Origin of the sequence: Bifidobacterium sp. W8112, from assembly GCF_016101425.1 — a bacterium.
In the GTDB taxonomy this organism is placed as follows: domain Bacteria; phylum Actinomycetota; class Actinomycetes; order Actinomycetales; family Bifidobacteriaceae; genus Bombiscardovia; species Bombiscardovia apousia.
Genome location: NZ_JACFQN010000002.1, coordinates 642,076 through 663,015 on the forward strand (window position 1 = coordinate 642,076; position 20,940 = coordinate 663,015).

Annotated in this window: 13 protein-coding genes; 9 read left to right on the top strand and 4 right to left on the bottom strand. The window is 55.5% G+C overall.

Going from position 1 to position 20,940, the window contains the following annotated elements:
• Window positions 1-13: 13 nt before the first annotated feature.
• Window positions 14-784, bottom strand: coding sequence for a GNAT family N-acetyltransferase (locus H3T92_RS06800; protein WP_198189648.1), 771 nt, complete (start codon window positions 782-784; stop codon window positions 14-16).
• Between the two features lie 347 nt (window positions 785-1,131).
• Here H3T92_RS06800 and H3T92_RS06805 point away from each other — a divergent pair, with 347 nt between their 5' ends.
• Window positions 1,132-1,752 (top strand): isochorismatase family protein, encoded by a 621-nt coding sequence (locus tag H3T92_RS06805; RefSeq protein WP_198189649.1) that lies wholly within the window; start codon window positions 1,132-1,134, stop codon window positions 1,750-1,752.
• An 18-nt stretch (window positions 1,753-1,770) separates the two neighbouring features.
• On the opposite strand, the gene H3T92_RS06810 is transcribed toward H3T92_RS06805, so the two are convergent.
• Window positions 1,771-2,517, bottom strand: coding sequence for an SDR family oxidoreductase (locus H3T92_RS06810; RefSeq protein WP_198189650.1), 747 nt, complete (start codon window positions 2,515-2,517; stop codon window positions 1,771-1,773).
• 306 nt (window positions 2,518-2,823) lie between these two features.
• On the opposite strand from H3T92_RS06810, the gene H3T92_RS06815 reads away from it, so the two are divergent.
• The 6 genes from H3T92_RS06815 (at window position 2,824) to H3T92_RS06840 (ending at window position 12,363) form a co-directional block, all read left to right on the top strand.
• The gene (locus H3T92_RS06815; RefSeq protein ID WP_198189651.1) at window positions 2,824-6,213 is read left to right on the top strand and encodes a DUF5107 domain-containing protein; all 3,390 of its coding nucleotides are present in this window, start codon (window positions 2,824-2,826) and stop codon (window positions 6,211-6,213) included.
• Window positions 6,210-7,268, top strand: coding sequence for an aldose epimerase family protein (locus H3T92_RS06820; RefSeq protein WP_144085266.1), 1,059 nt, complete (start codon window positions 6,210-6,212; stop codon window positions 7,266-7,268). Before H3T92_RS06815 ends, H3T92_RS06820 begins: the two co-directional genes overlap by 4 nt.
• Before the next feature lie 42 nt (window positions 7,269-7,310).
• A complete protein-coding gene (locus H3T92_RS06825; RefSeq protein WP_144085265.1) occupies window positions 7,311-8,750 on the top strand; it encodes a sugar porter family MFS transporter in 1,440 nt (479 codons plus the stop codon).
• A 133-nt stretch (window positions 8,751-8,883) separates the two neighbouring features.
• Window positions 8,884-9,735, top strand: a complete 852-nt coding sequence (locus tag H3T92_RS06830) for an AraC family transcriptional regulator (RefSeq protein WP_144085264.1) — start codon at window positions 8,884-8,886, stop codon at window positions 9,733-9,735.
• A gap of 1,405 nt (window positions 9,736-11,140) precedes the next feature.
• Window positions 11,141-11,881, top strand: coding sequence for an SDR family oxidoreductase (locus H3T92_RS06835; protein WP_144085263.1), 741 nt, complete (start codon window positions 11,141-11,143; stop codon window positions 11,879-11,881).
• Window positions 11,882-11,994: 113 nt separating this feature from the next.
• Window positions 11,995-12,363: a TIGR02328 family protein gene (locus H3T92_RS06840; RefSeq protein ID WP_144085262.1), complete on the top strand. Its 369-nt coding sequence runs from the start codon at window positions 11,995-11,997 to the stop codon at window positions 12,361-12,363.
• A 155-nt stretch (window positions 12,364-12,518) separates the two neighbouring features.
• Here H3T92_RS06840 and H3T92_RS06845 read toward each other — a convergent pair whose 3' ends face one another.
• Window positions 12,519-13,769, bottom strand: a complete 1,251-nt coding sequence (locus H3T92_RS06845) for an MFS transporter (protein ID WP_186279350.1) — start codon at window positions 13,767-13,769, stop codon at window positions 12,519-12,521.
• Window positions 13,770-13,974: 205 nt separating this feature from the next.
• On the opposite strand from H3T92_RS06845, the gene H3T92_RS08340 reads away from it, so the two are divergent.
• Together H3T92_RS08340 and H3T92_RS06855 are read left to right on the top strand one after the other, a co-directional pair.
• A complete protein-coding gene (locus H3T92_RS08340; RefSeq protein ID WP_144085260.1) occupies window positions 13,975-19,413 on the top strand; it encodes a Spy0128 family protein in 5,439 nt (1,812 codons plus the stop codon).
• Between the two features lie 236 nt (window positions 19,414-19,649).
• Entirely contained in the window at window positions 19,650-20,066 is a 417-nt protein-coding gene (locus tag H3T92_RS06855; RefSeq protein ID WP_045924232.1) for a hypothetical protein, read from the top strand.
• A gap of 83 nt (window positions 20,067-20,149) precedes the next feature.
• Here H3T92_RS06855 and H3T92_RS06860 read toward each other — a convergent pair whose 3' ends face one another.
• Entirely contained in the window at window positions 20,150-20,920 is a 771-nt protein-coding gene (locus H3T92_RS06860; RefSeq protein ID WP_144085259.1) for an MIP/aquaporin family protein, read from the bottom strand.
• Between the last annotated feature and the right edge of the window lie 20 nt (window positions 20,921-20,940).

A 20,940-nucleotide genomic window follows, 5' to 3' on the forward strand; every position in this document is an offset into this window, starting at 1 on the left:
GATCAACAAGAGTTCAGCAATCTTGCAGACGGCGTTTCTGCCTGCCAACCTGATCGAAATTGTCATCATCAAGCCAGGTCTCCAGCCGCTCTTTCATTGCTGGCCATTCACTATCTGTTACGGAAAACCAATCCGTATCCCGAGTGCGGCCCTTGTAGACCATATCGTTTCTGAACCGGCCTTCAGCCTTGAATCCCAGCCTCAGCGCAGCCGCCCGCGAGGGCGCGTTGAGGCTGTCGCACTTCCACTCGTATCGGCGATAGCCCAAGTCCTCGAAGACATGCCGGGCCATCAGATACTGGGCTTCAGTTGCCTGTCTGCTTCTCTGCAACTCCCTGGTATAGATGACATGGCCCATCTCGACGCTTCCCATATCCGCCCGAATCCGCATCAAGGCATACATGCCCAACAGATCCGACGAATGATCAAGCTTCACCAGCTCCCGTAAATCCGTATCCTCCCCGCCCGCAAGCCGTCCAATACCAAGATCGGATGCGGACGGCTTACGCAGAATAGCAAAGAAGAGAGGATCCCGGCTTGCAATCATGGATGCAAAGCCTGAGTCGAATGCTGGTCTATCAGGGTAGAGATCGTGGGTGCTATAGGTCATGATGGATTCGTCGCATTCCGGACTGAAAATCCGCTCATAGAAGGCATCACCTTGGTTTTCGTCCAAGGGCACTATCAGAACGGTCCTGCCAGTCAAGTTGACAGGCTCCGGCATCATGGCCCCGGCAAACGAAATCGCATCCCCAATAGGTTGACCAAACTCATTGGTCCTCATACCCGCATCTCCTCCCTTGGAACGATGCTCGCTCCGTCATCGTACGGAAGAGGTGGCCCCAAAAGCATCAGCTATAACTCCGTACAATCCTGGCACTTAGGCTACCAGCAAACACCCAAAAAGTCCGTATGGATCCGCCTCACGCAACCACGTATGATCACCCTTGCTACCTCCTTATCATCTCGTGCACAAAATGCTGATTCGCCGCCATATTTGTCCACATGCATTCAAGCTGGAGGACCGACGCATCTGCGAGAATTAGACTGATACGCACGAGGAAATGATCGAGGAGCTCCATCCGGTATTCCCTCTGCCTACCGTCAGCATCGACCAAGGGAGTGATCACCATGTCCAAGGCTTTGATCGTCGTGGATGTTCAGCCGACCTTCTGCGAAGGAGGTGAGCTGGGAGTCGAGGGGGGCAACGCCACAGCCGGCAAAATCGCCGACTATGTCCACAGCCATGCCGGGGACTACGCCTACATGGCCACCACCCAGGATTGGCACATCGAGCCTGGATCTCACTGGTCCGATCATCCGGATTTTGTGGACACCTGGCCCAAACATGGGGTAGCCGGATCACCTGGGGCGGAGCTGCATCCCAGAATTCGGGAGCTGGACATCGCCCATCACTTCAAAAAAGGTCAGTATTCCGCCGCTTACTCTGGATTCGAAGGCATCGAAGACAACACTGATCGGATCCAAAGTAGGGAGGAATTCGCTGCGACCAAGTCATCAGGCATCACCTTGGCCGATGCCCTGGCGCAAGCTGGGGTCAACCAAGTGGATGTAGTCGGCATCGCCGAATCCCACTGCGTCAAGGAGACGGCCCTGGATGCCGCGAAGCTGGGCTACCAGGTCACGGTCTTCGAGGATCTGACTGTCCCGGTCAGCGAGGATCAGGGCGTTGAGGCTCGAAAGGCCATGGCCCAAGCCGGCATTCGTCTGCTTTCCTCCAGTAGCAACTGAAGGCAGCGGCAGAGGAATTCACCAGGGCTGGATGGTGGGGCCTACGGTGAACTCCGATACATTGGTATCCTCAGGCTGATCAATGGCAAAGGCTACCACTTGGGCCACCCGTTCGGGATCAATCTGGTAGCTGTCGTAGGTCTTGTTCATATCAGCCAGGGTCTGCTTGTCCGTGATAGTACCCAGCAGTTCAGTCTTGATGGCCGCCGGGTAAATGGTAGAGGTGCGGATATGTGTCCCCTCCTGGGCGGACTCCATCCTGAGCACCTCCATCAGATCACGCAGGCCCCACTTGGTTGCCCCGTAGACCGCTCCGCCAGTATAGGCTTTGAGCCCAGCCACCGAAGAGGTGGCGATGAACTGCCCGTGACGCTGCCCGACGAACTCCGGCAGGGCCGCAGCAATCCCATACAGTGCGCCTTTGAGGTTGACATCAATGGTGCGGTCCCACTCGTCCACATGCAGAGCCGACAAGGGCGAGTTAGGCATGAGCCCGGCGTTGAGGAATACCACGTCCACCCCGCCGAACTGCTTCTTGGCGAAAGCCACAAAGTCTTTGTTGGCCTGTCGATCGGTCACATCCAGAGCCATAGAGGCAGCCTGGCCACCCGCCTGAACGATGTCGTTGACGATTGTATCCATCCGATCCTTGCGGCGAGCGCCCAGCACCACCTTGGCCCCTCGCTGTGCCAACAGCCTCGCTGTGGCCTCCCCGATGCCGGACGAAGCTCCGGTGATCAACACTGTCTTATCTGCAACTGTCATAACAGTCCCACCTTTCCTTATCTTCAATCGGCCTGATGGTACAACCTCGAGTCGCTGGAAGTGCAAGTCACAAATGGGCCGCCTGTGACTTACCCATCAGAATCTGTGATTTCAAAATCGACAGACGGAACCGGCACGAGGCCGCAAATCCCCCTACTAATAGCAAGAATCCGAAATAAGAGGACAATTTTACTGGTCGCAACCCAAATATCCAGCCTTAGTGTGAGACGTAAGGAGACAGCATCGGAGCTGCTTCGGGCCGCTCGACTCCCCCAGACATAACCTTAAAAGACAAAGGAGCAGGTAATGTCATCAACCGGACAGGTCAAAATTTCGGACACCACCTTGGTCATTCCCACCTACGGAGTCGGCAAACCGGATAAGAATCCTCAATTTATTGAAAAACGCGTCTATCAGGGATCCTCGGGCAAGGTCTATCCATACCCGGTAATCACTTCCATCAAAGACACCAAGGAAGACAAGTCATACAAAGCTGTCATCATTGAGAATGAATATATAAAGGTAACGGTACTCCCCGAGCTAGGGGGCAGAATCCAATATGCCCAGGATAAGACCAACGGGTACGATTTCGTCTACCGAAACGATGTCATCAAGCCTGCACTGGTCGGCCTTACGGGACCGTGGATCTCGGGAGGCATCGAATTTAACTGGCCTCAGCACCATCGCCCCACTACTTTCAGTCCAGTCGATTACCGTCTTGTCGATCTCGCCAATGGCGGCAAGGGAGTCCAATGCCACGATGTCGACCAGATGTACGGCACCGAGGTCGTCACTACAATCGCCCTCTATCCAGGTAAGGCGTACATAGCCATCACGGGAGATCTCTACAATGGCACAAGCCTTCCCCAGACTTTCCTTTGGTGGGCTAACCCAGCCGTATCTGTCAACGACCATACCAAGACGGTCATGCCTCCGGATGTGACAGCGGTGATGGATCACGGCAAACGCGACGTGAGCAGATATCCTATCGCCACAGGCACCTATTACAAGCACGACTATTCAGAAGGCGTGGACATAGGCAGATACAAGAACGTCCCCGTTCCCACCTCCTATATGGCTGCTGGAAGCAAGTACGACTTCGTTGGTGGATACGATTATGCAGCTCAAGCTGGCATCCTGCATTATGCCGACCACCACATCAGTCCCGGCAAAAAACAGTGGGTCTGGGGTAGCGGCGATTTTGGACATGCCTGGGATCGGAACCTGACCGATGACAATGGCCCCTATGCCGAACTCATGACCGGTGTATTCACAGACAACCAACCGGATTTCAGCTGGCTCAAACCCTTCGAAACCAAACGCTTCACTCAGTATTTCATGCCGTATAAGGCCTGCGGTCTGGTGAAAAACGCTACGTTAGACGCTGCTGTGAACATGGAGTTTGGCCCTGTTGATCCCGCGAAAGCCGCCGGAGAGACCGAAGGCGTCGATGGCAGCGGCTTGTCGGATGGGCAGGGCCGGGTAACCGTGTACGCCACACACCTTGTAGACCATGGTCTGGTCAAGGTCACGAATCGTAAAGGCGAGACCCTACTCGAACGAACCACTCGACTGGGCCCCGTCAATATCCTCACTGAAGAGTTCGACACTCATGGGGCGGCTCCCACAGACATGACCGTATCGGTCACTGACCAAGACACCGGCAAGGAACTCGTCTCTTACACTCCGGAACCAGATACTATCGACAAACTGCCCAGCCCCGCAAAAGCCGCACCCAAACCGAGCGATGTCGCCACCAATGAGGAGCTATTCCTAATCGGCACCCATCTCGAACAGTACCGCCATGCCACATATCGTCCCGATCCCTACTATCTGGAAGGACTGCAACGCGATCCCGGCGATGCCAGGATCAACAATGCCTATGGCCTGCTTCTGCTACGACGTGGCGTATTCGAAAAAGCAAAGGAACATTTCCAAAAGGCCATCGATCGCATAACCAGCCGTAACCCCAACCCCTATGATTCAGAACCATACTTCAATCTCGGCTTGGCCAATTGGTATCTGGGACTGGAAGATCAGGCATACGATGCCTTTTACAAGTCGACCTGGGATGATTCCCAGCAAGAAATGGGCTTCTTCTATCTCGCCGCAATCAGCGCACGCCGCGGCGACTGGTCTCAATCCTTGGACTTCGTCAACAGAAGCCTGGTGAAGAACTCCGAGAACATCAGGGCTAGAGGGCTCAAAGCCTACTTGTTGCGTAAATTGGGCCGAACTGACGAGGCCGCCAGCCAGGTGGAAAAGAACCTCGCCTTGGACGCATTTGACTTCGTCTCACAATACGAACACTACCTGACCACAGGCAACAAACACGATTTGGACCTTACCCGAGGATTCACGAAGAACCACATCAAAGCAGCTCGCGAATACGCGTCCTTCGGAGCCTACGATGAAGCCTTGGCCATGCTGAACCAAGCCAAAGGCCAGGATCCGATGCTGGACTACTACAAAGGCTATTACCTGGCAGCCATGAATCGTACTGACCAAGCCAAGGAAGCTGTCCTGAAAGGCGAGGAAGACGACAGCTACTGCTGCTTCCCCAACACCTTGGACGATATTCAGGTCCTTCAGACTGCGATGAAGATGGGCGCCAACGCCAAGGCACCTTATTATCTGGGATGCCTTTATTACGACAAGCTTCAATCAGATAGGGCTATCAAGCTGTGGCAGACCAGTGCTCAGAACGATCCGAACTTCCCCACCGTCCACCGCAATTTATCCCTGGCATACTATAACAAGCGACATGACGAAGCCGGTGCCCTAGAGCAGATGGAAAAGGCCTTCAGCCTCGATCCAACAGATTCCAGCATTTTCCTGGAGCTGGATCAACTCCGCCGGATGCTTGGATGGACCTACAGCCAGCGTCTGGTCGAATACCGCCGCAATCTCAACGCCGTTCAAGAGCGAGATGACTTGTACATCGAGTATCTGACAGTGCTCAACATGACCGGCAACTATCGCGAAGCCTATGAACTGATGGGCAAGCGGCATTTCCATCCTTGGGAAGGCGGAGAGGGGAAGATCACAGCCCAATACCGCATCAGCCTGACGCTCATGGCAAAGGACGCAATGAATGCCCAAGACTGGCAAACAGCTAAGGATCTGCTGACCAAGGCCCAGTCCTATCCAGAAAATCTGGGCGAGGGCAAGCTCGAAGGACAGAAAGACAACGATCTGCATTATCTCTTAGGCCTGGTCGAGGCACACATGGGTCATGATGATGCTGCAAAAGCTCAATTCCGTCAAGCGACCATCGGACCGGACGAGGTCAAGGGGGCAATGTTCTATAATGATCAGCCTGCAGAAATGATCCTGTACCAGGGCCTAGCCCATGCTGCACTGGGTGAACACGGACCTGCCAATGCCAGGTTCTACCGCCTGCTGGACTTCGGCGAACAGCACCTGAACGATCAAGCAGCTATAGAATACTTCGCAGTATCCCTTCCTGACTTCGTAATCTATGACAAAGATTACACAAGAATGAACCATATTCATTGCTTGTATGTCATGGCCTTAGCCAATATCGGATTGGGGAAGGCACAAAAGGCGTCGGATCTGCTTGCCAAGGCTATGTCCGAAGATCCCAGCCACATCCAGGTCAACCTATTTAGCGACGAACTCTCCCATCGGCATATATTGATGAACAGTTCCGCTGCAACTAAGGCGACAGCATGAAGACAACGGACATGTCTACCGACGAATTCGGCAGATTAGACGATGATAGAGCCGCACACCTGTTCAAGCTCCGGAATGGACAGGGGCAATCGGCAACAATCACCGATTACGGAGCGCGGCTTGTCTCTTTCCTCACCCCGGACAGTGCAGGAGAACTTAGGCAAATAGTCCTGGGATGCCCGGATTTAGCGAGCTATTGCGCTGACGCCTGTTGTCTGGGCGCCACCATCGGACGCAATGCCAACAGGATATCCAATGCTCAGTTCCAGCTGAATGGACGCACATACCGATTAGCAGCGAACGACGGCAAGAATAACAACCACAGCGGTCCTGACGGTTACGAGCACCGACTTTGGACGACTGATTCGTACGATGACCGGCATGTCACCTTGAGGATGGATACCCCAGACGGCGATCAAGGCTTTCCAGGAGCCATGTCGATCACGGTATGCTACAGACTTCAGGATGACGGACTCGAAATAACCTTCGAAGGCACCACGGATGCAGACACCATATGCAATCTCACCAATCATGCCTACTTCAATCTGGACGGCGACGAATCTGGCAATATTCTGGATCACACACTGCAGATAAATGCAGATACGTTCTGCCCGATCCTCAGTGAGGATGCCATACCAACAGGCTCTCGACAGGCCATGGCCGGTACTCCGATGGATTTCAGGAAACCCTGCAGCATCAGTGAGCGGCGCGATCCGGCTTTCGATCAGATCAGGCTTGGACACGGCTACAACCATGCCTACCCGATCAACAAAAGCCCCCGTGAGTTCGGCCATATGGCCACACTAGCCAGCGCGAAGACCGGCATTCGGCTCGACGTCTTTTCCGATCTACCCGCAATCCAGATGTACACCGGTGACTATCTGAGTAACACCCGAGCTAGGGATGGCCACTGCTATGGGCCCAGGGAAGGCATAGCGCTTGAGTGCGAATTTGTACCCAACGCCATCAACAGCGACGACCCCATAAAACCCATCTTGAGAGCAGGCGACATTTTTACCGCCAGAATCTGCTACCGAACGAGCATCATCTCCTGAAACAACAGCGATCCGTCAACAACATAGAAAGAAGTTTCTCACATGTCTCATCCAACTAAAACCGGCAAACCGCCGGCAAAAGGCTTATCCAACGGCAATAGGATCAAACTCATTATCGTTTGTGCAGCCGCTGCCGTCGGCGGATTCATGTTCGGCTACGACACATCCGTCATCAACAGCGCCGTCAAGGCACTGACCAGTCCGGATTCCGGATTCGGCGTCACAGGCTTCATGTCCGGATTCACGGTTTCATCGGCACTTGTCGGCTGCGCTGTAGGAGCTTGGTTTGCCGGCAAACTCGCCGATCGCTACGGTCGCACCAAGGTTCTTATCGGCGCATCCATACTGTTCGTGGCCTGCGCCCTGGTATCGGGCCTGACAAGCAACGTTTGGGTGTTCTTCATATTCAGATTCCTAGGAGGAATCGGAGTCGGCTTTACCTCTGTCATCGGCCCTTCGTACATCTCGGAGATCGCTCCTCAGAATCTGCGCGGCATGCTAGGTTCCATGCAACAGTTCGCCATCGTTCTTGGACAAATTGCAGCTTTAGGCCTCAATGATCTGTATGCCATGGGCGCAGGCGGTGCCGAAAAGACCTGGTGGCTGGGTCTGGCGGCTTGGCGATGGATGCTGATGACTATGGCTCTGCCGGGCATACTTATGTTCGTGGTGGCACTGATGCTCCCGGAGTCCCCGAGATATCTGGTGATGAAAGGGCAGAACGAGAAGGCCAGGACTATCCTCTCCGAAATCACAGGCGAGCCCGATCCCGACGACAAGGTTCAGGAAATACGTGGAACCATGCTCGAACGTCCGGCACGCTTGTCTGATCTGAGGGGCGATTGCTTCGGATTGCGCAAGGTTATGTGGGTGGCAATCGGAGTAGCCATGCTACAGCAGCTCCAAGGGACGAATGTTATCATGTTCTACGATTCGTCCATGTGGCAGATGGTCGGATTCTCCGAGCAAAGCGCATTGCACATGTCGTTCATTCGCACGATCTTTGCCCTGATTGCAACCATGATCGGCATGGCCTACATCGACAAGATCGGTCGGCGCAAGCTGCTGACGATTGGCTCCGTAACCATGACCATTGGTCTGGCTCTTATGGCCGTAGGGTTCTTCACCGGCAAAGTGGTCAACGGTGAAGTGAACGTGACCACAGGCTGGGCCTGGTTCCTGCTGATCGTAGCCAATGTATTCTGGTTCTGCTATTCCGCGACCTGGGCACCTGGCATGTGGGTCGTCATCTCCGAAGTGCTGCCAAACTCCATTCGCGCCATAGGAGTGTCAGTGGCAACATTCTTCTGCTGGATAGCTTCAGCCGCCTGCAACTGGGTGTTCCCTTCCATGCGTGACGGGATTGGCCTGGGCTGGTCCTATGTGATCTTCGCCCTTTTCGGCGTAGTAGGTTTCCTTCTGGTCACCAAGGCCCTGCCTGAAACCAGCGGCGTGGCGCTAGAAGACATGAGCGAGAACTGAAACTGGGACCCTACACGGGCATTTTGATGATGGCAGGGGTCATGCCATACGGTTCCTGCCATCATCCTTACCCACTTAAGAACCAGACTTATAGCCTATCGTTAAGGAATATGGACAAAGAGGAACAGTAATCATGAAACCCGCCGAGCACTTCATCGACTTGGCCAAGTCGGACTTCGTCATGCGAATTCCTTCGGCCACAGCCCGGCGTACATTTCTTTATCTGCTCAGATCTGGCCTGTTCAGCTACCAGCCCGGCTATCGCCTTGATCGCCGTTCCTTTGACAGTTTTCTCGTCATGCTAGTGCTCTCAGGATCCATGGATTTGGATCTGCCTACAGGTCATTTACGGGCCGTGGCTGATCAATTCGTTCTCGTTGACTGCTATTCCCGTCATTGTTATGGGACTGACACTGAAACGGACGTACTGTGGATGCATTTCGACGGAATAACTGCGCGGCCCTATTATGATTTGATCACAGCTAAGCTTGGAAACGTAATTAGCCTTCGCAACCCTTCGTATGCGCGGACTCAGTTGCGTGAGATCCACGATATGGCGACGGATCAAGGTGGATACTCCGAACCGGAGATGGCTCGTCATATTACCGATCTGCTTACGGAATTTGCTGTAGAGAACAAGCCTGGAGTCACAGCAAAGCGCTCACGTACTATCGATGACTCGATAGCATACATCGCCGATAATCTCGATCAGTCACTAACGGTGAGCTCACTGGCCGAACGGGCATATATGAGCGAATACCACTTCATTCGTATCTTCAAAAAACAGACAGGACTGACACCTCACGCATATATCACGGCTTCACGTGTTGATGTGGCCAAGTTCCTACTCGTCAACAGCAATCTTTCCCTGGACGAAATCCGCAAACAGTGCGGATTCTCCTCGATATCGATCCTGTGCAACACTTTCAAACATCAAGTAGGCATGACTCCTATACAGTACCGCCGTCAAAACGGTAATTACTGAGTGCTCGCTACTCTTCAACATTTAAAAATCTTATTAGAATAATTCGTGCCCATATAGGCATCCTCATCGCAGATTCCGCAACAACATACTGGTATCATCCTACGCAATTCGACCTGCGCGCTATGCTAAGCGCAAGCATCCTTTTGCTGGTTTTAGGCTGTCTGGCAGTTCTACGTCTGCGGATTCATCATAGGCGTGGGCATGCCGGCTGTACTTTACCTAGCCGTACCCATCTTGATCAACGCATGGTTCTGCAAGCGCATCGGATTCAATATAGGTTTGTGCATGGTCTTCACAGGTGTAGGCGGTGCTATTTTCAACCAATTAGGCAACTTGATCATCCAATCCGCACCCGACGGATGGAGACGTAGATGCCTGACCGTTGGACTTATCATCCAGGTCGCCGCTCTTCCATTTACCATATTCGTCGTCCGTTCACATCCATCAGACCTAGATCTGCAGCAAAACCCACGAGCAAGGGCTAACAGCACATCAGGCCATGCGTACCCCGGCTTTCTAATCCTTGGAGATATTCTGCCGCACTGATCACCATTGATCAGACTGTCTACCAATTCCTGCCCCCCCCCTATGCGACATCCATTCCCTCCATGGCCTCCATGGCAGGTCTGATTGCCTCCTCCTGCATGATTGGACAAGCAATCGGCGAGATCACACTTGGATTCATCAACGACCGGAATGCGATCCTTGGTTTAGGGGGGGGATCAGTAGCGGACTGATGGGCATCTTTGCGATATGAGCTTTCCCCAACCAGGGCATCCTGCTGCTGCTCGGCTCTTTCGGATTTGGATTCGTATATACCTGCACGACGGTCGAAACACCTCTGTTGGTGCGCTCGGTCTTCGGCACCTTGGACTATACGGAGATTGATGCCTGCATACAGATGGCCGGTTCCGCAGCCTCAGCCGTCGCAGCGATCCTCTGGGGCATAAAATTGTTGACCGGCCACATGGTTATGCCATACTGTTCATCTTGAGCGCGCTGATCATGGTAGCAGCTCTGACAACTGGCTCTCTTCCGCTGGTCGATGGCCACAGGAAAGGCAACATATATGCATGAAATCATTGTTACAGTAATTGCTGTATTGCTGCTTTTCAATGATAGGGTACAAAGCCACAAAGGTCGATGAGTGCGGATACGTTATTATTCAAAACTCACTCGTGAACAATTCAGTTGGCATCATGCTGATTCACGTCATAAATCATCGCTTTTGAGGTCGAAAAATCTCATCGAGTTACAGCCAGCAGGCTTGACAAAGCAATAACGCAAATCCACATACCGACTGCAGGAGACGTATCATCCGGAATGGCTCATACAGCAGCCGTCAGCGTGGGCATGCCATCGCATAGGATGAAATACGACAGCACATCTCTATAAAGGAGTGGATATGACTGATCGTCTACAAGGTAAGGTAGCCATCATTACCGGAGGAACCGGCGGCATGGGCGTGGGCATCGCCGAATGCTTCGTCCGCGAGGGAGCCAAGGTGGCCCTTACCGACATCAAGGAGACCGATGCCTCCCGCAGCTTCATGCAGGAGCATCCCGGGCAGGTCGTCTTCCACACCTTGGACGTGACGGACGAGGACCAGTGGGTCTCCACCATCGACACCGTTGAAAAGAAGCTGGGCCAGCTGACCACCGTGGTCAACAACGCCGGCGTCGGCGACAAAGGTGTCACCATGGACGAGGAAAGCTACGATGACTGGAAGAAGATCATCGCCATCAATCTGAACGGAACCTTCCTGGGCACCAAGCATGGCATGAGGGTCATGAAAGGCCGGGGCGGATCCATTATCAACATCTCCTCCATCGAGGGCTTCGTGGGCCTGAGCCGGGCCGGAGCCTACAACGCCAGCAAGGGCGGCACCAGGCTGCTCACCAAGTCCGCCGCCCTGGATTCCGCCAACAATGGTTACGGCGTTCGCGTCAACTCGGTCCATCCTGGATTCATCAAGACCCCTCTGATCAGCCAGAGCCTTGAAGACAGAATGAGCAAGCTGACGCCCCTGGGCCATATCGGCGAGCCTCAGGACATCGGCGAGATCTGCGTCTATCTGGCCAGCGACGAATCCAAGTTTGCGCTGGGTGCCGAATTCGTTGTGGACGGCGGATTCATCGCCCAGTAAGGAATTCCATTAAGGACTTGCCCCAACCCCTTCTTCTGCCAGTCCGCCTCACAGCAATGCAAGCGGCTAGGCTGAGGGAGGGGTTCACTTATGCCCCCAACGAGGGGGGTGTCATGCGACTGTGGCATCAAGATTTAATCCCACTGCTTCCCAGACAGCAGCTGCTGGGCCAGCATAGGGAGATCACCGCCCTGCGGGGCCTTGGATGGGGTCGACGGCATGCCACCGTTGACTATGTCTTCTGCTACTCCCCATACAAGCTCTTTCAATTTCATCTGCTGGTCATGGCAATGATGCGCGAGCGCGGCTACCATCCTGATCCCGCTTGGTATGACCCGCTCTACCGCGGCAGGCATTGCCCGCCATACAAGAATTTAACTGCAGCGCCGTTGACGGACCCCATCTATCCCGAGCACGATGCAACCTATCTGCAGGAGTGCTTGGAGAATCTGGCAGGGAAAGGCATCCATCTGACCTATTGACAATCCTCAGGGCCGGTGCCGACTGGATGCTGCATCCATAAGATTCGCTGACACGTACGGCAATATTTGGGAACGGCTGTTTGAATCCGAATATCTGCCCAAAGACCGTACTTCGCCCGACAACCGGTTGGCGGAGTTTTGCCAACCGAAGGGCATTATTCCCGAGTGAGCCTGGACACCGGGGGCACCAGGAGGGTGACCGCCACCAGCAAGAACGCCAAGGGCAACAGCGCCGGCCTGACACCGGTATGGTCGGCCAAAAACCCGATGGCCGGGGGAATGATCCAGGAGACTCCGTAGTAGGCGGTGGAGATGACCGAAGCGCGCTGGGCTGCCATGGCCGGATCCTTGGTTGCCAGCGTGGTGACGATAGGTACGCCCAGAGCTGCTCCGACGCCCCAGATCCCAGTGCCCACAAGGCTCAACACGAAAGAGGGCGAAAGAGCGTAGACCAGGATGCCCAGAGCTGAGACCAGAAGGGTCAGGACCAACGAGCGCATGTCCCCCAATCCTTCGATCAAGTGCGTACCCAGCAACCTTGAGACGATCATGGCCGCAGCGAAAATCGTGGGAGCAAGACCGGCTTGAGACTCAGGGACGCCGAAGGCATCGACCAGGCCAATACCGCTCCAGTCGTTGACGGCACCCTCGCTGGCCTCCAGGGCCACGTTGATCAGGGCAAGCATGAGCACCAGGGCATCGCCCCAAGCCGCCAACTGCTTGCCAAAGGCGGACGATTGCCCTGACCCCTCCTGCCGATCCGAACGTTCGTCGTCAGCGCCGCCCTTGCAATCCCCTAGAGGCTGAGCCGGGCAGAGCAGAACGCAGGCGACCACCAGAGCCAGGCTGACCAGCGCATTGACCGCCAGGTGCGCGCCTATGGCTACACCAAGATGAGACAGGAGCGAACCCAGACCCAGGGCTAGAAACATGCCCAGGCTATATGAGGCATGGAAGCGCGGCATTATGGACCGAGAGGAGAAGCGCTCCACTGCACCGGCCTCGACAGTGTTGACCGTCCCCCAGAGGCTGATTCCCGCCGAATTGAAGAGCAGGCCCAAAACTACCCCTGGCACCGAACGCAGAGTGACGGCCAAGGCCGCGATCACCATCCCCAGGCACCAGGTGGAGGCTGCCAGCAGCATGGCCCGGCGCACGCCCAGCCGATCAGTCAGCACTCCCGAGACCAGCATGCCGACCAGAGCGCCGCATCCGCCCAGGATGGTCATCAGAGCCAGGCCCGAAGGCTGCAGACCGAGACTGCTCTTGACTGTTGGCAGACGAGAAATCCAGGCCGAAGTACCGATACCCATAATGATGAAAAACCCGTAAACAACCGACCGCTCGCGCATTCCGTGACCTGGAGGACCGACCGCCGAAGGCTCACGATGATCCCGTTCACTCATGCGGGCCTCCTTGCTCTGTCCATTGTTGACCCTTTTTCTTCGGAGGCGCATATCAATAGCGGGATCATAACCAGTGATTTTGTATACTGCTCTATAGCATTATTATCGGATGACTCAATAACCATCGTAGACAGTCGACCGGATGACCTGAAAGGGATGCCCGGCCCGACGCCCCAGGCGGTCGTCGGCGCTCAAAAGGAGAAACGTGGCAAAGGGTAATTTGAGCGGAAAAGTCCTGGCCGGCCTGATGACTATGGCCATGTTGATACCCACTATGGCCTTGGCTGATGGCGGGCAAACAGCGGATGCCCGGACCACGGCCTCCACGTCGACATCTCCAACGGCACATGCACAGCAAGCGACTGCCACAAACCAGGCATCGTCCACATCGATCCAGACCTCGACTCCGCAGTTAGACACCGCCGCATCCGAGGCAGCCCAAACCACTCAGCAGTCGAAGTCAACCGCCTCGAACCAGGCCGCGCCCGTACAACCCAGCAGAAAGCCGACCACCAGATCGGTCATCAAGGACATGCTGGACACCGACGACGCCGTGGTCACCACACTGTCCCAGGCCTCACGCTCCACCGGCACGGCTCCTTTCGACAACGACAACAACCCCGGCAATGACCACGATGCGGACAATGACATAGTGCGCACTTTCGATAAGTTGTCCTACACCTACTCTTTCGCCGTAAATACCCGCAACGAGACAACCAGTTACCGCCGGGGCCGAATAGGCTTCCAATTCAAACTGAGCCAGCCTGAAGACCAGGTCACCTTTGATGTGGATTCCATGGGCTGGGTGGACAATACGCCGGGGTACCAGCCAAAGCAAACCACAGAGACCATCGACGGTCATCCGACACAGGTGCTTACCGTTTACAGGCTACTCACCGCAACACCGACTTTGTCTACCGTTATTCCGGGATCCTCCAGCGTCACTCTGGTCCTCCGGGTCCGAAGCATGGCCAATGGCAGCAAATTCGCCCCCGAAATCCAGGCCTGGGGCGCTCCGGATACTGTCACCAAGACCGATCCTGCTTCGGCCACGTCCGATCCGGTCACCGTATCAGCCAAGCTCAATCTGAACCTGCGAATCACTGGCGGAACCAATGAAGGCTCCGGCAACCAAACCTTCGACTTCAACACCCCAGCCGCCAGCAATTACCCCAACCATGAGCTGGGTAAGCGCAAGGGGATCATCAGCAAGTTCAACTGGGCCGTTGACATGCGTTGGCCCGATCGAACCAAGGGTCTCAAGGGTCTGGAGGTTCCCACTGGCCCCATTACCTTTTCCCTGTCACTGAGCAATTTGTGGCAGACCGCTGGCGGAGATGCCTACCCGAAGATAGCGGATCTGCAACCCTACTTCTGGGACATCGGCACCATCGACGGCGACTTCAACAACAGCGGACGCAACACCGGTGATCAGGGCTGGAGACCCACTCTCAGCAACTATGGCTATGCCCGATCCACGGGTGGCACGGCCGGGAAGGACCAAGTCCAAGGCAATGGTCAATACACCGTGGCTGAACAGCGGAACAGCCAGGGCCTCAGGCTGGACCTGACTTTGAAGGACTATAAAACCAACGACCCCTTCCCCTACCTGGGACACACCTATGCACCAGGCGCCAAGTGCACGCCTGCCCTGGCCTCGACTGACTGCACGCGACAAGAAGTGGCCGAAATCTCCACTGGTTACCTATATGTCTTCAACCCCTCCACTGTCGACGGCAAGGACGTGGCCAACTACTATGGACAGACCGGCCTCAGCCTGCAGAGCAAGGTCGACGACGGCAACCTGAGTGCGAAATCGCTATCAAACCAGTCTTTACCCCCTGCCACCGGCCCCACGGACACGTCAAACCAAACCGACCAGTCCGATGACATGTGGCATAACGTCATCTTCACGCTAGGCTCCAGCACAATAAAGGCAGGCATCAGCAACATCATTCAGTACAGTTGTATGACGGCTCCTAACTATTTTGATGACGGCGTGGACTGCGGGTGGTGGAATGCTCCTGACAACCTACGGGGGACCGACTCAGCAGTCGCAGGGACCAAAGTGCGGGTAACGGCCGGCTTCAACTTCAAAACCAGCAAGGCCGATCTGCCTCTGCTGGGAATGTCCTTGGTCAAGATCGACCCAAAGGTCGTTAGACTGCCAGACCCCGCAGGTCTGGATATTCCTTGGGTCAATGGCATCTGGCAGAACAGCAAATACGATAAATACGAGCGAACGAGCGATCAAAACCCATCACAGGAACTGGTCATGTACGCCACCAAACCCGACGGAAAGGACTGGAAAAACGACACTGAGCAAGCCAATGCCGACATAGAGGATCTGAACTTTTATAGCACGCAGGAGGATGCAAAGAAGCATGGCACGGTTGTAGGCATGCTGCTGGGCGGGCACACCGCCGCGCCCACCAGTTTTGCCGAAGAGAATTCCCGATTCGGCTTCGGCGGATTTGTGATCAACGTCCTCCCCGATGCCAAAGTAGGTTCGGTAGCCCAGCTGACATCAGTTTCACGCACTTTCACCCGCAGCCAATTAGCAGCTATGGCCGGGCTAAGCCCCGAGAACTCCAGCGATCAGGAATGGGAGGACTGGGCCAAGCAACAGAACCCCTACGAACTGGCCAAAGCCAAACCCCCCGTCTTAGCCACGTCGGTCGGAGGCTATACCAAGGCCAGCTATGACCAAATAAACGGTTACCTGGGCGGAGACACCGGCGGCAATGAACACGGGGACAGCCTCTATGTAGCCGGCGAAACCAACACCATCTCCAACGCCGTGGCACAAAAAAGCACCAATTCCAAACCCAAAGAATACTTTGACATAGACAGCGATCAACGGTTCGTTGACTGGCGGCTAACCATCAACACCGGCACATCAGCTTCCCAAGCCAACAAGGGCGCCAAAACTGAACTCTACATCACCGACAAACTACCGGCAAAGCTCCACTACATCCCCGGCAGCGCCCGATTGGGTGGCACATATACGGAAGCCACGCCTGAAATGGGCCACATAGAGGGCGGAACCGCCTGTGAGCCATCAGTGAGCACGGACTCCGTAACCGGAATCACCACTCTGTCCTGGACACTGACGAACATCCCTGTGGACGGCAACAACCGCGTCATCCACTTCTCCACCTCCCTGGGTGACCTGACTGACCCTAGCAAAGACATCGGCTCCAACGAAGACCTGACGACCTCTGCCACAGTTCAGTCAAAACAGAATATGTCCCAGCCCAACACATACTTGAAGACTGCCGACTCCTTCACTATCCACGCTTGGCGGACCAACACCACCAGCCTTTCCACTTCGGCCGTACAGGATACGAATGAAGCCGGTGCACCAATCGGCTTCACCAACATGCTGAGCAGCACCTCAGGCAGCGGCAAGCAACATCACTATGCCATCGACATCATGCCGTACAAACAGACAAGCGGCAAACCCGACTTCCACGGGGAACCCACTTTTGCCGATATGAGCATAAAAGCTTCGGCGGGGGCTAGTCTGAGCCGAATCACCATCCGCTACACCACAGATTCTCGATGGCGGGTGAATGACACGAGTTCCATACAATCCCAGGAATACCTCTCTTGGGACAAGGCTGACTTGGACACAACAAGTGGCGAAGTGAAAATGCCTGAAAACGTGGTCGCCTGGGCCTTCATCATCGATGGGCAGCCCGACCAATTCCGCTATGACATTACTTTCCATATAAACCCCGGAAACAACTCCTCCGGCGACCTCTATCGGAATCGCTGGGGCAATGCACTGAACCAAATGCCTGCCCAGGCCATGGTTGTTCAACGTTCCATCAGTGGCATCGTATGGTACGACGTCAATGGGGACGGCACCCGCTCTTCGGAAGATATTCTGCTTAAAAATGTCAAAGTGACCCTGCTCAATGATTCTGACGACAAGCCCGCCAAGTCGGTCGTCACCCCACATGATGATCTGAGCACAAAATCTGATTCCCAGGGCAAGTACGAACTGACCAATATACCGGCAGGGCAATTCCACCTGCGGTTCGACCCCGCTCCGAATACGAACTGGACCCACCTGTCTACGACAATCCAAAAGGCCAGCGGAGCCAGCCCGAGCGAAAACTCCTCAGCCAGCGACATACTGGAGAACGGAACCATGAACGGCGCCGTCATCAAGGATATTAAGTTCCAGAAGGCCGAGGATATGGTGGACGCAGCCAGCCAATCCCTGAATTTCAACAACTGTGGCTTGACAGGACCAATGGACACCAATGAAGTGTCTGCAGGAGTCAAAGTACAGATTCAAGGCAGGAACTGGCTCAACTCAGACTCCTTCGCACTGACTGTCGAACCCTTGCATGGTGCACCCTCTGCAGCCCTGCTTAGCCGAATCATCGTAAATGCCAATAATCAAGATTCCCAGGTGCCCGTCAATGTGTATGCTCTGCCCGACGATGGCAGCTACAAGTATCGCATACACCAGGAAACCGGCTCCATTCCTGGCCTGACGTATGATCAGAGCACTGCAATCCTGACCATCACTTTGACGACCGATGCGGCTCAGTTGCACCGTACCGCCAAGGCGCAATGGACTGACAGCAAGGGCAACAAAATAGACACGGCGGTCTTCACCAACCACTACAAGGCCCAGCCGGCCACGGTGAACCTCATCGCCACCAAGCACCTGCAAGGCCGAAACCTGAAAGACAATGAGTTCAGCTTCCAACTGTCCAAGGACGGCAAGCAGCTCGCCCAGGCATCCAACAAGGCCGACGGGGCCGTCGCATTCCCCGACCAGACCCTGACCGAGGCCGGCGACTACACGTACTCCGTGAGCGAGGACCAGGGCAGCCTGCCCGGCATCACCTACGACCAGAAGACGCACCGGATCACCGTCCACGTCACCGACGACCAGCAAGGCCAGCTCCAAGCCACCATCGACGGCAACAACCCCACCTTCACCAACACATACCAGGCCAAGCCGGCCAAGCCCGTCATCACCGCCACCAAGCACCTGCAGGGCCGGGACCTGAAGGCCAACGAGTTCACCTTCCACCTGTACGACGGGGAGACCGGCCATGAAGCGGGCTCGGCATCCAACGACGCCCAGGGCAGGATCGTCTTCAACGACCTGACCTTGGACCAGCCCGGCGACTACCACTACACCATCCGCGAGGACCAGGGCAGCCTGCCCGGCATCACCTACGACCGGCACACGGCCACGGTCGACGTCCACGTCACCGACGACCAGCAAGGCCAGCTCCAAGCCACCATCACCAGCAAGGACACCACCTTCACCAACACCTACCAGGCCAAGCCGGATAACCCCGACGACTCTGGCAACTCTGGAGGACGTGACAAGCCAAATCCGCCGGTAGAACCAAACAAGCCGAACAAGCCGAGCGAGTCCGATCATGCATCCAACAAACCAGATCAAACCAGTTCCAATAGCCAAAAACCGGCAGCAGGAAACCAATCTTCTGATGACCAAGCAAAGCCATCTGCAGATTCCCAAGCCCTAGCCGCCTCAGGCTCAGACATAGTCATGCCTGTAGCGCTGGCTATCGGCACTGCCGTCCTCGGCCTGGCACTGATGTGCATGCTTCGGCATCGCAGGGATCAGGATGCTGACCTGGGCTAATCGTTCGCCGCATGAGAACACAGCTGGGCCTCTTCTTCACTAGTGACAGGCACCTATGGTGAACCTCACGGTTCCCTGCTCCTATCTGCAGACGAAATTTGCTATTCTTGCAAGTGGAAGGAATCTTGCATCCAGAGGTCACCGTCGACGATGGACGGTCACCTGAACGGTCATGGCCCTGCACGGTCATGATGTCGATTGCCACACGTGCAGGCCGTCACACAGAAAGGTCAGTCATGGCAGACGATACAGTCATTGTTGTTGATACTTCCATGTTCGAAAAAGATGCCGACGCGAAAACCGCCAAGGCCAACGAGGTCGCACGCAAATACGGCATCAGCGACGAGGCCCTCAAGAAGGTCGAGGATTACAAGGATCAGTTGAGCTACCACCAGGCATGGGATCTGCCGTTCCTGGGCTACGTGGACGAGGACGGCTATGGATACGCCTACGTACCCAACAAGGCTGTCGCAGCTGATGGATGGGATGCCCACAAGGCCTTCCTGGACCTGCCTGATGATGTCCAGACGGCCTTCGCCATCCGCATGCTCTTCACCCATCGCGACGTCGACCGCCACGGTGCAGAGATGTTCCTTCACCACGGCCGCGGGCTGACAGTCCGCTTCCAGGAGCCCACCTCAGCCAGCTACTGAGTTCGAGCTGCCTTAACCAACTCGACCCCCGGTCCTGTCGTAATAACCCCCTGACAGGGCCGAGGGCTTTTCCATGCTGACAATCAGGGCAGCAGCCCCATCCAAGCAGGAGCTAGCACACCGATGCAGGCTCCGATGATCGGCCCGGCAAAGGGTATCCAGGCGTAGCTCCAGTCCGCATCCTTCTTGCCGGACATGGGCAGCAGGCAGTAAGCCAATCGAGCGGAAAAGTCACGTGCAGGATTCATGGCCGCACCGGAAACCCCGCCCAGGGCCATGACCAGAACCGTGATGACCAGGGCCACGCCCAGGGGCCCGACCTGGGTAGGCGTCCCCCCATTGAGGAACACCCAGGCAACCAGAATGGCCGTGCCGATGGCCTCCGACGTCAGATTCCAGAAATTCGACCGTATGGCCGGCTTGGTGCAGAAAACCATGAGTTTGGTATCTGAATCGGTGGGAAGTTCGAAATGCTTGCGAGTGCCCAGGTAGCCCAGGCAGGAACCCAAGAAGGCCCCCAAGAACTGGGCGGAAATGAAGGTGGCCACATTGGCCATGGTGACCGGAATGCCACCCTTGCCCATGGCCAGTCCGTTCAAGGTCGCCTGTGGATCAATCCAGTGACCGACCACCCTGGCCAGGGTCACGGCCGGATTGAGATGCCCGCCCGTTCTCCACCCCGCATATACGCCTATATATACAGCAAGACCCCAGCCCACCGAAGCGTTGATCCAGTCGGCTCGATAGGCCCCTGTCCTGGGGAGCGACCTGCTGGCTGCGACCATGACCGCAATGGCCATCATAAGGGCCGTGCCCATAAACTCTGAGCAGAACATCTGCACGCCGCTGATCATGATTGCTCTCCAAGCTTCCT

Coding starts and splice junctions, on each gene's coding strand:
- H3T92_RS06800 (WP_198189648.1), bottom strand. CDS start 784: ATGAGGACCAATGAGTTTGGTCAACCTATTGGGGATGCGATTTCGTTT.
- H3T92_RS06805 (WP_198189649.1), top strand. CDS start 1,132: ATGTCCAAGGCTTTGATCGTCGTGGATGTTCAGCCGACCTTCTGCGAA.
- H3T92_RS06810 (WP_198189650.1), bottom strand. CDS start 2,517: ATGACAGTTGCAGATAAGACAGTGTTGATCACCGGAGCTTCGTCCGGC.
- H3T92_RS06815 (WP_198189651.1), top strand. CDS start 2,824: ATGTCATCAACCGGACAGGTCAAAATTTCGGACACCACCTTGGTCATT.
- H3T92_RS06820 (WP_144085266.1), top strand. CDS start 6,210: ATGAAGACAACGGACATGTCTACCGACGAATTCGGCAGATTAGACGAT.
- H3T92_RS06825 (WP_144085265.1), top strand. CDS start 7,311: ATGTCTCATCCAACTAAAACCGGCAAACCGCCGGCAAAAGGCTTATCC.
- H3T92_RS06830 (WP_144085264.1), top strand. CDS start 8,884: ATGAAACCCGCCGAGCACTTCATCGACTTGGCCAAGTCGGACTTCGTC.
- H3T92_RS06835 (WP_144085263.1), top strand. CDS start 11,141: ATGACTGATCGTCTACAAGGTAAGGTAGCCATCATTACCGGAGGAACC.
- H3T92_RS06840 (WP_144085262.1), top strand. CDS start 11,995: ATGCGACTGTGGCATCAAGATTTAATCCCACTGCTTCCCAGACAGCAG.
- H3T92_RS06845 (WP_186279350.1), bottom strand. CDS start 13,769: ATGAGTGAACGGGATCATCGTGAGCCTTCGGCGGTCGGTCCTCCAGGT.
- H3T92_RS06855 (WP_045924232.1), top strand. CDS start 19,650: ATGGCAGACGATACAGTCATTGTTGTTGATACTTCCATGTTCGAAAAA.
- H3T92_RS06860 (WP_144085259.1), bottom strand. CDS start 20,920: ATGATCAGCGGCGTGCAGATGTTCTGCTCAGAGTTTATGGGCACGGCC.